The sequence below is a fragment of the Streptantibioticus cattleyicolor NRRL 8057 = DSM 46488 genome, assembly GCF_000240165.1.
Lineage (GTDB): Bacteria > Actinomycetota > Actinomycetes > Streptomycetales > Streptomycetaceae > Streptantibioticus > Streptantibioticus cattleyicolor.
This window is the reverse complement of sequence record NC_017586.1, coordinates 3,909,863-3,923,210: the sequence shown is the minus strand read 5'-3', so window position 1 is coordinate 3,923,210 and position 13,348 is coordinate 3,909,863. Positions and strand designations below refer to the sequence as shown.

Here is a 13,348-nt window from a genome sequence, read left to right as displayed (position 1 = left end):
GGGTGTTGAGGCTAGATTTGCCATGAGTCATATTTACATCCAGTTGGACACGATCGTGGACGGCCGCAGGCGGCACGGCCCGCCGGCAGACCTCTCAAGGGGATGAGCAATGGCAGACTTCTCCCGCCTCCCTGGCCCCAACGCCGATCTGTGGGACTGGCAGCTCGTCGCCGCATGTCGCGGCGTCGACAGCTCACTGTTCTTCCACCCCGAGGGCGAGCGCGGCGCGGCCCGCAGCTCGCGCGAGGCCGCCGCGAAGGAGGTGTGCATGCGCTGCCCGGTCCGCGCGGCGTGCGCGGCGCACGCGCTGGCGGTACGTGAGCCGTACGGCGTCTGGGGCGGACTGACCGAGGACGAACGCGAGGAGATGATGGGCCGGTCCCGGAACCGGTTGATCAGCAGCCCCGGCAACTGACACTCCGGCAACCGATACTCCGGCAGAATCGTTTCTGCATCCCCTCCCGGACCTTCACCCCGGGCGGTCGGTCCCCACTACCCACCGGCGCTCCCTTCCGGTACGCGCTCCTGCACACCCCACCCGCCCCCACGCGCGCCCCACTCACCCCCCGTCGACCGCATGGCCGCGCCCACGCAACGTAACCGCGCCCCGCCCCTCCACGGCGGAACGGCGCTTACGCGAACGGGTGAAGCGTCAACCAAACGCCCACTTCACCCCTGGCACCCCGTCACCTCCCGCGACGGAGAAACGGCCGCCCCCCGCTGCCATCCACCGCCCTGGCCGTCCCGGCTTCCCGACGGGCCCCGGTCGTCCACTCGCCGCGCCCTCGGGCGCCTCACCGACACCGCGCCCGCCCCGGCGTCACGAGCCCGCCGGCCGCCCCGGCCCCTCCCCCGCACGAGCCGCCACGGCGGACGGGCTCACCGCGGCACGCCTCCGAGCCCTCCGGGAACGCCACGGCACCCGCCACGTCCGCGGGCGCGCACATCCCTCAGGACGCCACCGCACCGCTCAGCGACCTCAGCGGGCCGGCGGCCTCCGCGAGGCGGTCGAGCATGGCGTGCACGGCCGGCACCGGCTCCAGGTCGGGCAGGGTGAGCGCGACGATCTCGCGGCGCACCACGGGCTCCACCTCGACGATCGTCACCCCCTTCGGACGTACGGACTCCAACGCGAGCTCCGGCAGCATGGCGACCCCGAGACCGGCTCCGACCAGGCCGGCGACGGCCGGGTAGTCGTCGGTGGCGAAGTCGATGCGCGGCGTGAACCCGGCGTTCTCGCAGACGGCGACGAGGTGGCGGCGGCATCGCGGGCAGCCCGCGATCCACTGCTCGTCCGCCAGGTCGCCGACACCGACCGCGTGACCCCGCGGCGCGGCCTGTGCCAGCGGATGCGAAGCCGGGACCAGACCCACCAGGCGATCGGTGAGCAGCGGCCGGACGACCAGGTCGTCCCACTCACCCTCCCCGCCGGGCATATCCAGGTAACGGAACGCCAGGGCGATTTCGCAATCACCCGAACGGAGCATTTCCACCGACTCCGGTGGCTCGGCCTCCTCCAGCGAGACCTGCGTACCGGGGTGGGCGGCCCGCATCGCGGCCACCGCGGCCGGGACCAGGGTGGAGCTGCCGGAGGGGAACGAGGCGAGCCGGACCCGCCCGGCCCGCAGCCCGGCGATCGCGGCCACCTCCTCCTCCGCCGCGGTGAGCCCGGCCAGGATCCCGGTGGCGTGCCGGGTCAGCGCCTCGCCCGCCTCGGTGAGCCGCATCTCCCGGCCCACCCGGACGATCAGGGGCGTGCCCACCGAGAGTTCGAGGGCCTTCATCTGCTGGCTGACGGCGGGCTGGGTGCAGCCGAGCTCCCGAGCGGCGGCGGAGAACGAACCCGTCCTGGAGACCGCTCGCAGTACCCGGAGATGGCGTGCTTCTATCACCCTTCGATCATAAGTCACCCTTAGGGATGAAGGCGAGAAATTAGCTATGGACTTTGAGTTCGAACGGGGTGCACGCTAGTTCGCATGAAGAGCTTGGGGGGCGGCGAGTTCGCGCCGCAGACGACATATGCGCAGGCGGATCGGACGACACCGCCGGCGCGCCGGCACCCGCCGGTCTACCTCAACACCGCGTCCACCGGGCTGGCCCCGGCCCGGGCCACCGACGCGCTCCGGCGCGCCCTGGACGGCTGGCCGGTCGCGGAGTTCTCCGCGTGGGAGCCGGCGGTGACGGCGTCGCGGGAGGCGTTCGCCCGACTGGCCGGGGTGACGGCCGACAGGGTGGCGATCGGCCCGGCGGTCTCGGTCCACGCCGGTCTGATCGCCATGTCGCTCCCCGCCGGTGCCGAGGTGCTCCACGCCGACGACGACTTCTCCTCCCTCATCACCCCCTTCGTGATACGCCGCGACCTGAAGGTGCGCAGCGCCCCGCTGGAATGCCTGGCGGACGAGATACGGCCGGGCACCGCGCTGGTGGCGGTCAGCTCGGTGCAGTCCGCCGACGGGCGCGTCGCCGACCTCGCGGCCATCCGGTCGGCGGCGGCTACCCACGGCACGCGGACCCTGGTGGACGCCACGCATTCGGTGGGCTGGCAGCCGGTCCACGCGGGCGAGGTCGACTACCTGGTGTGCGGCGCCTTCAAGTGGCTCCTGGCCCCGCGCGGCGTCTCTTTCCTCACCGTGAGCGAAGCGGCTGCCGAGGAGCTGCCGCCGCTGCTCTCGGGGTGGTACGCGGCAGAGGACCCCTACGGGTCGTGCTACGGACCGGTCACCGCGTTCCCCGCCGCGGCCCGCCGGTTCGACACCTCGCCGGCCTACCTGTCCTGCATAGGCGCCGAGCAGTCGCTGACCCTGCTGGAGGAGATAGGCGTCGACGCCATCGGCGCCCACAACCTGGCCCTCGCCGACCGCTACCGCGCCGGACTGGCCGAGCTGGGGCACCGCCCGGTGGGTGACGGCGGCTCACCCATCGTCTCGGTGCCGGGGCTGGGCCACCGGGCGGACGACCTCGCCCGCGCCGGGATCGTGGTCTCCGACCGGGCCGGCCACCTGCGGGCCTCCTTCCACCTCTACAACTCGGCTGACGACGTCGACCTGTTGCTGAACGCCCTGCGTGCCCCGGCCCACCGGCCGCGAGGCACCGCGTAAAGATCTCGCTCGGCCGAGGTGGGGGCTCTAAGGTCGGCCCATGCCTGAACTGCTTTCCGTGAACATCGCCGTGCCCAAGGTCGTCGACTACACCGACGCCGAATTCACCGGTATCGACAAGCGGCCCATCGACACCATGGTGAAGATCGTGGCTCCCGGGCCGCAGGGGACGGCGGACAGCGGGCTCGCCGGGGACCGGATCGGCGACAAGCGGTTCCACGGCGGCGACCACCAGGCCGTGTACGCCTACGCGAGGGAGGATCTCGACCACTGGGAAAGGGAGTTGGGCAAGCCGCTGGCCAACGGATCGTTCGGGGAGAACTTCACCGTGGCCGGCCTGGACGTCAACGGCGCGCTGGTCGGGGAGAGGTGGCGGGTCGGTCCGGACGTGCTGCTGGAGGTGACCTCGCCCCGGATTCCGTGCCGGACGTTCCAGGAATGGCTGGAGGAGCCGGGGTGGGTGAAGCGGTTCACGCAGGCCGCACGGCCGGGGGCGTATCTGCGGGTGGTCCGGCCGGGCGAGGTGCGCGCGGGTGACCAGGTGACGGTGGAGCACCGGCCGGAGCACGAGGTCACGGTGGCGTTGGTGCTGCGGGCGCTGAGCGGTGAGCCGGAGCTGCTGCCCCGGGTGCTCGCGGCGGGCGAAGCGCTCAACCCCGAGCACGCCGCATCGGTGCGGAAGCGGTTGGAGCGGCGGGCGGTGGCGCGGGATGCGTAGCCTTCGTCCATGACGACCTCACTCATCACCGGAGCTACTGCGGGTATCGGCGCCGCGTTCGCGCGGCGGCTGGCGAGCGACGGGCACGACCTGGTGCTCGTCGCCCGCAACACCGAACGACTGGAGGAACAGGCAGCGGAGTTGCGGCGCCGGCACGGCGTCGCGGTGGACGTGCTCACCGCCGACCTCGCCACGGACAAGGGGATCGCCGCGGTCGAGTCGAGGCTGGGCGATCCGGAACGGCCGGTCGACGTCCTGGTGAACAACGCCGGGTTCGGCAACAGGGGCACCTTCCTGGAGGCGCCGCTCGCCGACGAGTTGACGATGCTGAAGGTGCACTGCGAGGCGGTGCTGCGGCTGACCTCGGCCGCGACGAAGGCGATGCGGGAGCGTGGCCGGGGCTTTGTGATCAACGTGGCGTCGGTGGCCGCGTTCGTGCCGCGCGGTACGTACTCGGCGAGCAAGGCGTGGGTGGTGCGCTTCACCGAGGGCGTGGCGCACGACCTGGCGGGGTCGGGCGTGCGGTTGATGGCGCTGTGCCCGGGGTTCGTGCGCACCGAGTTCCACGAGCGCGCCGGGATGGACACCGGCAGCATCCCGGGGTGGGCCTGGCTGGACGCGGACAAGCTGGTGGCGGCGGCCATCCGTGATCTGGCGCGCGGCCGGGTCGTCAGCGTCCCCGACCTGCGGTACAAGACGGCGGTGGCGCTGACCAAGCTCATCCCCAGCGGCGCGATCGGCCAGGTGTCCAGCGAAGCCGGCCGCCGCTACGGGGCCCACTGAGCCGGAGCGCGACCACGTACCGCAGCGCCGTCCGGCCACTCGCGACCGGCCGCCGGACGGCTCCCGCGAAGCGCCGGCGCCGGAAACGGGAACGCGAACGGATCCGCCGCGACCACGCGTCCCCGAGCGGCAGCCATCGGCCATCGCCCTGCTGACCGGCCTGACCGGCCCCGCCGGGCCGAGATGACCGGCCGGTGGGAACCGGATCGATCCGGGGCGACCGACCGTTCCGATCGTCCTGACCGGCCCCGCCGGGGCGAGATGACCGGACCGATCGTCCTGACCGACCGGACCGACCACGCGGGCGGAACCGCGCGGGGCGGGCCGGGTCGACCCCGCGCCCCGCACGTCGTCGGGCGGCCGGCCGCGTGGGGGCCGGGGGTGCGGGCCCGGGACGTGATGGGCGAGGCCCGGCGCCCCTGAAGGGGTGCCGGGCCTCGCCGGTGGAGCGCGGGCGTCAGGTCGACGCCGGACGGGGTCCCGTCAGTGGGAGTGGCCGTGGCTGTGGCCGTGACCCGCGGCGGCGGACTCCTCCTCGGCCGGCTTCTCGACCACCAGGGTCTCGGTGGTCAGCAGCAGCGAGGCGATGGAGGCGGCGTTCTCCAGCGCGGAGCGGGTGACCTTCACCGGGTCGATGACGCCGGCCTTGACCAGGTCGCCGTACTCGCCGGTGGCGGCGTTGAAGCCGTGGCCCTTCTCCAGTTCGGCGACCTTGGAGGTGATGACGTAGCCCTCCAGGCCGGCGTTCTCGGCGATCCAGCGCAGCGGCTCGACGACGGCGTTGCGGACCACGGTGACACCGGTGGCCTCGTCGCCCTCCTTGCCCAGCGAGTCGGCGAGCACCTTGCCGGCGTGCACCAGCGCGGAACCGCCACCGGAGACGATGCCCTCCTCGACCGCGGCGCGGGTCGCGGAGATGGCGTCCTCCAGGCGGTGCTTCTTCTCCTTCAGCTCCACCTCGGTGGCGGCGCCGACCTTGATCACGCACACGCCGCCGGCCAGCTTGGCGAGGCGCTCCTGGAGCTTCTCGCGGTCCCAGTCGGAGTCGGTGGTCTCGATCTCGGCCTTGATCTGGGCGACCCGGCCGGTCACGTCCTCGGACTTGCCGGCGCCCTCGACGATGGTGGTGTCGTCCTTGGTGACGGTCACGCGGCGGGCGGAGCCCAGCACGTCGAGGCCGACCTGGTCGAGCTTGAGGCCGACCTCCTCGGCGACCACGGTGGCGCCGGTGAGGACCGCCATGTCGCCGAGCATCGCCTTGCGGCGGTCGCCGAAGCCGGGGGCCTTGACCGCGACCGCGTTGAAGGTGCCGCGGATCTTGTTGACCACCAGGGTGGACAGGGCCTCGCCCTCGACGTCCTCGGCGATGATCAGCAGCGGCTTGGAGGAGCCGGCCTGGATGACCTTCTCCAGCAGCGGCAGCAGGTCGGCGATGGCCGAGATCTTGCCCTGGTGGATGAGGATGTACGGGTCCTCCAGGACCGCTTCCATCCGCTCCTGGTCGGTCACGAAGTACGGCGACAGGTAGCCCTTGTCGAACGCCATGCCCTCGGTGAAGTCGAGCTCCAGACCGAAGGTGTTGGACTCCTCGACGGTGATGACGCCGTCCTTGCCGACCTTGTCCATCGCCTCGGCGATCAACTCGCCGACCTGCTTGTCCTGCGCGGAGAGCGCGGCCACGGCGGCGATGTCGGACTTGGAGTCGATCGGCCGGGCGGTGGCGATCAGCTCGTCGGCGACGGCCTTGACGGCCGCGTCGATGCCGCGCTTGAGGGCGGACGGGGAGGCGCCGGCGGCGACGTTGCGCAGACCCTCGCGGACCAGCGCCTGGGCCAGCACGGTGGCGGTGGTGGTGCCGTCACCCGCGATGTCGTTGGTCTTGGTCGCCACCTCCTTCACCAGCTGGGCGCCGAGGTTCTCGTAGCGGTCCTCGATCTCCACCTCGCGGGCGATGGTGACACCGTCGTTGGTGATGGTCGGGGCGCCGAACTTCTTGTCGATGACGACGTTGCGGCCCTTGGGGCCGATCGTCACCTTCACCGTGTCGGCGAGCTTGTTGACACCGCGCTCCAGGGCGCGCCGAGCGTCCTCGTTGAACTTCAGGATCTTGGCCATGACTCGTGCTACCTCGTCTGTTCCTCGTCAAAAGCCCACGCCCCGGGCCCCGGTCCAACGGGACACGGAAACGGTCCGACGGGACACGGAAACCCGGGGCGGGGGTTCACGGCTGCGTATGAGTAGAGCCGGGTGACGGCCGTCCCCGGGCGACGGGGACGTGCCGTGCCGAATTCCCGGATTACTTCTCGACGATCGCGAGAACGTCGCGGGCCGAGAGGACGAGGTACTCCTCGCCGTTGTACTTCACCTCGGTGCCGCCGTACTTGCTGTAGAGCACGACATCGCCGACCTTGACGTCGAGCGGGAGGCGCTTGCCCTCCTCGAAGCGGCCCGGGCCGACGGCGAGGATGACGCCCTCCTGGGGCTTCTCCTTCGCGGTGTCCGGGATGACCAGGCCGGAGGCAGTGGTCTGCTCGGCCTCGAGCGGCTGGACCACAACGCGGTCCTCAAGCGGCTTGATGGCAACCTTGGTGCTGGCGGTCGTCACGATCCGACCTCCCCCTTCGGAGAGCTCACGGGAGTGTCTGTATTGGGGTGGCGACCTGGTAGGCCCGTCGTCGCGGGTGCCGGACCTGCCCGTCGCGGTGTCTTGGCACTCCCCGGTGGAGAGTGCCAACGCCGAGACTAGGACGCGGCTAGCACTCGGTCAAGCGGAGTGCCAACCAGAGCCTCGCGTGGCGCGAGACTCGGGGACGTTTCCGCCCCCGCCAGGACTCCGCCCCTGGCCCCCGGAACCCCGGGCGACCGGGCCGGCGCCGCACCGCCCGGGCAACCGCGCAGAATGGGGGCATGGAGACGGAGGCGTTCGCCGGGCTGCTGACGGACGAGGGGCAGGCGCTGCTCGCGGGGCTGGGGGGGTACGAGGAGGCCGGGGAGTTGGCGGTGGCGACGCGGTTGCGGCGCGAGCACCCGGCGGAGTTGGTCTCCGCGGCGCTGACCCAGGCGCGGCTGCGGCGGCGCGCGGCGGCCAAGTTCGGGGCGGACGCGGACCGGATGTACTTCACGCCCGACGGGGTGGAGCAGGCGACGCGGACCACGGTCGCCGAGCACCGGGCGGCGCGGTTCGCCCGGCTCGGGGTGGGCCGGGTGGCCGACCTGTGCGCCGGGATCGGCGGCGACGCCATCGCGCTGGCCCGCGCCGGGATCGAGGTGCTGGCGGTCGACCGGTCCCCGCTGACCTGCGCGGTGGCCCGGGCCAACGCCGAGGCGCTGGGGCTCGCCGACCGTATCGAGGTGCGCTGCGCGGACGTCACCGAGGTGGACACCGCCGGGTACGACGCGGTCTTCGTGGACCCGGCGCGCCGGGGTGGACGGGGCCGGATCTTCGACCCGGAGGCGTACTCGCCGCCGCTGTCGTGGGCGGTCGAGGCGGCCCGTACGACGTCGTTCGCGGCGTTGAAGATCGCGCCGGGCGTGCCGCACGAGGCGGTGCCGGACGACGCCGAGGCGCAGTGGGTCTCCGACCGCGGCGACGTCAAGGAGGCGGTGCTCTGGTTCGGCACCCGGCCCGGGGCGCGCAGCGCGACGCTGCTGCCGCGAGGCGCCACGCTGACCGGCACCGGGCTGCCCGATCCGCCGGTCGGCCCGGTGGGCGGCTACGTGTACGAGCCGGACGGCGCCGTGATCCGCGCCCATCTGGTGGCCGAGGTGGCGCAACAGGTCGGCGGCCGGCTGATCGACGGGACGATCGCGTACGTCACCGCCGACGAGCTGCGCCCCACCCCGTACGCCACCGCCTACGCGATCAGTGACACGCTGCCGTTCAACCTCAAGCGGCTCAAGGCGCTGCTGCGGGAACGGGAGGTGGGGACGCTGACGGTGAAGAAGCGCGGGTCGGCGGTGGAACCGGAGGAGGTCCGGCGCCGGGTCAAGCCGCGGGGGCCCAACGCGGCCACCGTGCTGCTGACCCGGGTGGCCGGGGCGCCGGCCATGCTCATCGGCGCCCCGGTCACCACGAACTGACGGTACGTCAGGTCAGCGGGTGGTGGTCACCGGGGTGCCCGGGCCGCCGTCGGCCGTACCCGGTTCCCGTACCGCCGGCGCGGCCGGGGCGGACCCCGCGGTGCTCAGGGCGAACGCCGCCTTGGGCGCGATCCCGCCGGCCCACGGCTCGTAGGCCCAGTGGCCGGGGGTGGCGATGGCGTTGCCGACGGTGGTGACCACGTTCTGCGCGACCGACGGGGTGCCGCCGTAGACGACGACGCTCCGCGCGGACGCCGAGACGTCGCTGAGGTACCGGGCGTCGACGGCGGTCAGCCGTGCGGAGTCCGTCCACACCACCGGGCCGTACAGCCCGCCGGAGGAGAACGCGGTCACCCCGTCCTGCCAGCTGTTGACGCTCGCCAGGGAGGGCTGGACCGGGCCGCGCCACCACATGCGGGCCAGGCGCACCGAGGTGTCGGCGCTGGAGGAGCCGATCACCGGGTAGTACTGGATCCGGTGCGGCCACCTGGGCATGTGCCCGGCCTGGTACGCCCGCAGCAGCGCGTTCTTGGCGGTGCCGCCGACCGGGATCAGCCGGACCTTGGCGGGGTCGAGGCGGGCCAGGTAGGCGGAGACCGACGTGGTCATGGTGGAGTCGTCGGTCAGCAGCACCACACCGCCCGTCTCGCCGCCCGCGCCCGCCGCCCCGGCCGCCGCGAGGGCGGAGTGGTAGTCGGTGCCGGTGGCCAGGAAGACGTCACGCGGGCTGCTGGTGCTCGCCTTGGCGACCGCCACCGAGGTGCCGTACCGGGAGGAGTCCGCGAGCCGCTTGACGGTGTAGCCCAGCGAGGCGGCCTTGGTGGCCACCGCCTGGCTCAGCACGTCGGTGCCGCCGATCAGGTAGACCGTCCGGCCGCGCGGCAGCATCCGCTTCAGCTCCGCCCGCACCGGGGCGTCCAGGCCGCCCTTGGAGGTCAGCAGCACCGGGCCGCCCTTGCGTGCCGCCAGCGCGGGCGCCAGCGGGGCGTAGACCGAGTTGGCGCCGCTGATCAGCACCGCCGCCGTGGCCGGCAGCAGACCCGCCTCGGGGTGGCCGACGGTGGCCCAGCCCAGTTGAACCGGGAGCCGGCGATCGCGGTGGCCGAGGCGTTGTTCCCCCACACCCGCATCACGTGATCGGTGCGCAACGGCTGCCACTTGGGGTGGTAGCCGTTGCCGTACACCGTGGTGGTCGTGGTGCCGGCGGCGTCGGTGATCACCACGTCGTGCGTGGTGGCCGAGGTCGCCTCCATCACCAGCCGGGTGCCGGTCGGCGCCCAGTCGGGATCGGTGTGGTCGGTGTCGCCGGTGGTGAGCCGGCGGGCGCCGGAGCCGTCGGCGCGGGCCGTGAAGACCTGGCGGTGGCCGGCCACGGTGCGGACGAAGGCGAGCTTGCCGCCGTCGGACGAGACGGCCGGCTGGTCGGCGTTGTCGGCCACCTTGGTGACCGCGCGGGTCGCCGGGTCGTACTTCCAGATGGCCGAGGCGCCCGCGCACCCGTTGCCGGAACGCCCGGTGTGGCGGGCGAAGTACAGGTAGCCGTGCCGGTATTCGGCGGCCGGGTGGTCGTCGCAGACGCCCGACGGCTCGTGGGCCGCGGAGAGCACCTGCCACGCGGTGGTGGTGCCGTCCGAACGCTGGGCCATCAGGCGCCCGGCCGAGCTGAAGACCACGTCCTGCGCGGCGTACCAGTACGCCGGGTCCTGGAAGGCGCCGGTGGCCGACGGCAGGGCGTACGAGCCGGTGCCGTCGTAGCGCTGGGTGCTCAGCCCGGTCACGTCGTCGGAGACGAGCCGGCTGCCGTCCGGTGACCAGGCCGGCTGCCGCAGTCCGCCCCCCAGGGACCGCAGGCCGCCGCCGTCCGGCTGGACGGTGAGGATGCCGTTGCCGTTGTCCATGGCGATCAGGCCGTCGGACGGCGTGCTGGCCGCCGACGCCGCCGGGACGGCCAGCGCGGTGGTGCCCGCGGTCAACGCGACCGCGGTGGTGAGCGCCGCGAGTCCGCGGCGCCGGAGAATGTTCAATTGTGCCCCCACTGATCCTGAAAAGGAGGGCGCCACTCTAGCGGTCCGGACCAATCCGGGGAACAGGTGTTCCATCAGGCGTCAGGTGAGCCGGTCCAGCTCCGTCCGCAGCCGTTCGGCGGCGTGCGCCGCGTCGGCCGCCGCCCGGGCCAGTACGTCGCCGTCCACCGCGTACGAGATGGTCTCCGCGCCCGACGGCGCCTGCCGCCCGGTGGGGCCCATGTAGGCGGAACGCAGGTGCTGGGCGGTGCGTCCGGCGGTGCCGATCAGCGCGTGCAGGAAGCCCCGGGTGGCCAGCAGCAGCCTGGGCTGCGGGTGGCCGTCGCCGTCGGCGCCGAAGAGGGCGCGTACGTGGTCGGCGGCGACCGCGAGCAGGCTGATCAGGTGGTCGTGGACCGGCATGTGGCGGTGGACCGGGCGCCCGTGCACGTTCTGCGCGGCGAGCGCGAAGACCGCGGGGCCGCCGTAGACGGTGTCCGGGTCGGGGGCGTCCTCCCCGTACGGGGCCAGGGCGGCGGCCAGCAGCGTGGCGTGCTGCACGGCGAGGTCGACGGTGGCGTCCTCGGCCCGCTCCGGGGTGCACCCCAGGACCACCAGGGCCGCGGCGAGGACGTCGGCCCGCTTCCGCAGTGCCCGCTCGCGCTCCGTGTCGCCCATCCGCACCCCCTGGGGTAGGCAGCAGCCCCGGTCAGCGTACGGAGCACGGCCGCCGCGCAGGAGCCGGTCGCCGCCAATCCCTCCGAACGGGGGAACCTAGCCGACCTCACCCGCCCCGGAGCCCTCCGGCGCCACCACCGGCCCGAGCGACTCGAAACGCCACCGGTGCACCGCGCGGCGCACCAACTCGCCCGGCGGCTCGGGGAGTTCGGGCACCTCGGCGGCGTAACCGCCGGGCCACCAGGTGATCACCAGCACCCGGTCGTCCGGCGCGGCGAAGACCTCGTGGCGCAGCGGACGCCCCGCCGGACGCCGCCCGCGCGCCCACGCCAGCAGCTCCGGGCCGCGCCCCTCGGCGGCCCGGGCCTCCCACATCAGCGCGACCGTCATGCGTACAGGTTGTCCTTGCTCACCTCGTGCACGTGGTCGTGATCGTGCGCGTGGCCGGGGACGTGCGGCTCGGTGACCGGCAGCGAGGAGTCGGCGGGCAGCTCCCAGTCCGAGGGGCGCCGGCCGCGGGCCACCATCTCGGCGCCGAGCGCGGCCACCATCGCGCCGTTGTCCGTGCACAGCTTGGGACGCGGCACCCGCAGCCTGATCCCGGCGTCCGCGCAGCGCTCCTCGGCCATGGCGCGCAGCCGCGAGTTGGCCGCCACGCCGCCGCCGATCATCAGGTGGTCGACGCCGTTGTCCTTGCAGGCCCGGATCGCCTTGCGGGTCAGCACGTCGGTGACCGCCTCCTGGAACGAGGCGGCGACGTCCGCCACCGGAACCTCCTCGCCGGCCGCCCGCCTGGCCTCCACCCAGCGCGCCACCGCGGTCTTCAGGCCCGAGAACGAGAAGTCGTACAGGGGATCACGCGGCCCGGTCAGCCCGCGCGGGAACCTGATCGCCTCCGGGTCGCCCTCCCGCGCGTACCGGTCGATCACCGGGCCGCCCGGGAAGCCGAGCCCCAGCACCCGCGCCACCTTGTCGAACGCCTCCCCGGCCGCGTCGTCGATGGTCGACCCCATCGGACGGACGTCGGCGGTGATGTCGGGGGCGAGCAGCAGCGAGGAGTGGCCGCCGGAGACCAGCAGCGCCATGGTCGGCTCCGGCAGCGGGCCGTGCTCCAGCTGGTCGACGCAGATGTGCGAGGCCAGGTGGTTGACCCCGTACAGCGGCTTGCCCAGCGCGTACGCGTACGCCTTGGCCGCCGAGACGCCGACCAGCAGCGCGCCGGCCAGGCCCGGGCCCGCGGTCACCGCGATCCCGTCCAGGTCGCGCGCGGTGACCCCGGCGTCCTTCAGCGCCCGCTGGATGGTGGGGACCATCGCCTCCAGATGGGCCCGGCTGGCCACCTCCGGGACGACGCCGCCGAAGCGGGCGTGCTCGTCGACGCTGGAGGCCACCGCGTCGGCGAGCAGCGTGTGGCCGCGCACGATGCCCACCCCGGTCTCGTCGCAGGAGGTCTCGATGCCGAGGACGAGGGGTTCGTCAGCCATGGGTCAGTCCTTGTACGGGTTCGGAGGCGCCAGCGGCGGCGTCGCCACCGGGCGCGAGGGTCAGGCGCATCACGAGGGCGTCCACGTTGCCCGGCTGGTAGTAGCCGCGCCGGAAGCCGATCGGCTCGAAGCCGAAGCGCTCGTAGAGGCGTTGCGCACGGGTGTTGTCCACCCGTACCTCCAGGAGTACCTCACGGCACTCGAAAGCGGTGGCCTGCCGCAGCAGCTCGGTCAGCAGCCGCGCGCCGAGGCCGGAGCCCCAGCGGTCGCGGGCCACCGCGATGGTCTGTACGTCACCGGTGCCGGCCACCGCCGCCAGCCCCGCGTAACCGGTGATCCGGCCGTCGGGCTCCTCGGCGACCACGTAGTGCCGGGTGGCCGCCGGATGACGGGCGTCGGCCAGCTCCGACCAGAACATCCCGCGGGACCAGGCGTCGTCCGGGAAGAGATCGTTCTCCAGCTCCGTCACCGCGTCCAGGTCCCACCAGCGCATCTCGCGCAGGA

The 13,348-nt window shown here is 73.3% G+C and carries 14 protein-coding genes; 5 read left to right on the top strand and 9 right to left on the bottom strand.

What is annotated here, in order from left to right; genetic code table 11:
• Window positions 1-109: 109 nt before the first annotated feature.
• A complete protein-coding gene (locus SCATT_RS17275) occupies window positions 110-415 on the top strand; it encodes a WhiB family transcriptional regulator (RefSeq protein WP_014144376.1) in 306 nt (101 codons plus the stop codon).
• A 535-nt stretch (window positions 416-950) separates the two neighbouring features.
• On the opposite strand, the gene SCATT_RS17270 is transcribed toward SCATT_RS17275, so the two are convergent.
• A complete protein-coding gene (locus SCATT_RS17270) occupies window positions 951-1,892 on the bottom strand; it encodes a LysR family transcriptional regulator (protein ID WP_014144375.1) in 942 nt (313 codons plus the stop codon).
• Between the two features lie 84 nt (window positions 1,893-1,976).
• On the opposite strand from SCATT_RS17270, the gene SCATT_RS17265 reads away from it, so the two are divergent.
• The 3 genes from SCATT_RS17265 to SCATT_RS17255 are packed head-to-tail and all read left to right on the top strand — an operon-like array spanning window position 1,977 to window position 4,599.
• Window positions 1,977-3,098 carry an aminotransferase class V-fold PLP-dependent enzyme gene (locus tag SCATT_RS17265; protein WP_014144374.1) on the top strand — a complete coding sequence of 374 codons (1,122 nt, stop codon included), beginning with the start codon at window positions 1,977-1,979 and terminating at the stop codon, window positions 3,096-3,098.
• Window positions 3,099-3,138: 40 nt separating this feature from the next.
• A complete protein-coding gene (locus SCATT_RS17260; RefSeq protein ID WP_014144373.1) occupies window positions 3,139-3,816 on the top strand; it encodes an MOSC domain-containing protein in 678 nt (225 codons plus the stop codon).
• A 9-nt stretch (window positions 3,817-3,825) separates the two neighbouring features.
• On the top strand, window positions 3,826-4,599 hold the full coding sequence (locus tag SCATT_RS17255; RefSeq protein WP_014144372.1) for an SDR family NAD(P)-dependent oxidoreductase: 774 nt from the start codon (window positions 3,826-3,828) through the stop codon (window positions 4,597-4,599).
• Between the two features lie 483 nt (window positions 4,600-5,082).
• On the opposite strand, the gene groL is transcribed toward SCATT_RS17255, so the two are convergent.
• Both groL and groES read right to left on the bottom strand, forming a co-directional pair.
• Complete coding sequence (gene groL / locus SCATT_RS17245; protein WP_014144370.1) at window positions 5,083-6,714, bottom strand: chaperonin GroEL; 1,632 nt, start codon at window positions 6,712-6,714, stop codon at window positions 5,083-5,085.
• Window positions 6,715-6,895: 181 nt separating this feature from the next.
• The gene (gene groES / locus SCATT_RS17240; RefSeq protein ID WP_014144369.1) at window positions 6,896-7,204 is read right to left on the bottom strand and encodes a co-chaperone GroES; all 309 of its coding nucleotides are present in this window, start codon (window positions 7,202-7,204) and stop codon (window positions 6,896-6,898) included.
• A 302-nt stretch (window positions 7,205-7,506) separates the two neighbouring features.
• Here groES and SCATT_RS17235 point away from each other — a divergent pair, with 302 nt between their 5' ends.
• A complete protein-coding gene (locus SCATT_RS17235) occupies window positions 7,507-8,679 on the top strand; it encodes a class I SAM-dependent methyltransferase (protein WP_014144368.1) in 1,173 nt (390 codons plus the stop codon).
• A 12-nt stretch (window positions 8,680-8,691) separates the two neighbouring features.
• On the opposite strand, the gene SCATT_RS17230 is transcribed toward SCATT_RS17235, so the two are convergent.
• The 6 genes from SCATT_RS17230 to rimI all read right to left on the bottom strand — a co-directional run bounded on the left by SCATT_RS17230 (window position 8,692) and on the right by rimI (window position 13,337).
• Window positions 8,692-9,801: a cell wall-binding repeat-containing protein gene (locus SCATT_RS17230; protein WP_231905113.1), complete on the bottom strand. Its 1,110-nt coding sequence runs from the start codon at window positions 9,799-9,801 to the stop codon at window positions 8,692-8,694.
• Window positions 9,690-10,703, bottom strand: a complete 1,014-nt coding sequence (locus SCATT_RS17225; RefSeq protein ID WP_014144366.1) for a TolB family protein — start codon at window positions 10,701-10,703, stop codon at window positions 9,690-9,692. The genes SCATT_RS17230 and SCATT_RS17225 overlap by 112 nt, the downstream gene beginning before the upstream one ends.
• 81 nt (window positions 10,704-10,784) lie before the next feature.
• Window positions 10,785-11,360 carry a hypothetical protein gene (locus tag SCATT_RS17220; protein WP_014144365.1) on the bottom strand — a complete coding sequence of 192 codons (576 nt, stop codon included), beginning with the start codon at window positions 11,358-11,360 and terminating at the stop codon, window positions 10,785-10,787.
• Window positions 11,361-11,456: 96 nt separating this feature from the next.
• Entirely contained in the window at window positions 11,457-11,750 is a 294-nt protein-coding gene (locus SCATT_RS17215; RefSeq protein WP_014144364.1) for a hypothetical protein, read from the bottom strand.
• Window positions 11,747-12,844: a tRNA (adenosine(37)-N6)-threonylcarbamoyltransferase complex transferase subunit TsaD gene (tsaD, locus tag SCATT_RS17210; protein WP_014144363.1), complete on the bottom strand. Its 1,098-nt coding sequence runs from the start codon at window positions 12,842-12,844 to the stop codon at window positions 11,747-11,749. Before tsaD ends, SCATT_RS17215 begins: the two co-directional genes overlap by 4 nt.
• Window positions 12,837-13,337, bottom strand: coding sequence for a ribosomal protein S18-alanine N-acetyltransferase (gene rimI, locus SCATT_RS17205; protein WP_173405728.1), 501 nt, complete (start codon window positions 13,335-13,337; stop codon window positions 12,837-12,839). Before rimI ends, tsaD begins: the two co-directional genes overlap by 8 nt.
• Window positions 13,338-13,348 lie beyond the last annotated feature (11 nt).

Excerpts from the sequence above, each read along its gene's own strand:
- SCATT_RS17255 (WP_014144372.1), top strand. The coding sequence starts at position 3,826 with ATGACGACCTCACTCATCACCGGAGCTACTGCGGGTATCGGCGCCGCG.
- SCATT_RS17235 (WP_014144368.1), top strand. The coding sequence starts at position 7,507 with ATGGAGACGGAGGCGTTCGCCGGGCTGCTGACGGACGAGGGGCAGGCG.
- SCATT_RS17215 (WP_014144364.1), bottom strand. The coding sequence starts at position 11,750 with ATGACGGTCGCGCTGATGTGGGAGGCCCGGGCCGCCGAGGGGCGCGGC.
- rimI (WP_173405728.1), bottom strand. The coding sequence starts at position 13,337 with ATGCGCTGGTGGGACCTGGACGCGGTGACGGAGCTGGAGAACGATCTC.
- SCATT_RS17220 (WP_014144365.1), bottom strand. The coding sequence starts at position 11,360 with ATGGGCGACACGGAGCGCGAGCGGGCACTGCGGAAGCGGGCCGACGTC.
- SCATT_RS17275 (WP_014144376.1), top strand. The coding sequence starts at position 110 with ATGGCAGACTTCTCCCGCCTCCCTGGCCCCAACGCCGATCTGTGGGAC.
- SCATT_RS17265 (WP_014144374.1), top strand. The coding sequence starts at position 1,977 with ATGAAGAGCTTGGGGGGCGGCGAGTTCGCGCCGCAGACGACATATGCG.
- groL (WP_014144370.1), bottom strand. The coding sequence starts at position 6,714 with ATGGCCAAGATCCTGAAGTTCAACGAGGACGCTCGGCGCGCCCTGGAG.
- tsaD (WP_014144363.1), bottom strand. The coding sequence starts at position 12,844 with ATGGCTGACGAACCCCTCGTCCTCGGCATCGAGACCTCCTGCGACGAG.
- SCATT_RS17260 (WP_014144373.1), top strand. The coding sequence starts at position 3,139 with ATGCCTGAACTGCTTTCCGTGAACATCGCCGTGCCCAAGGTCGTCGAC.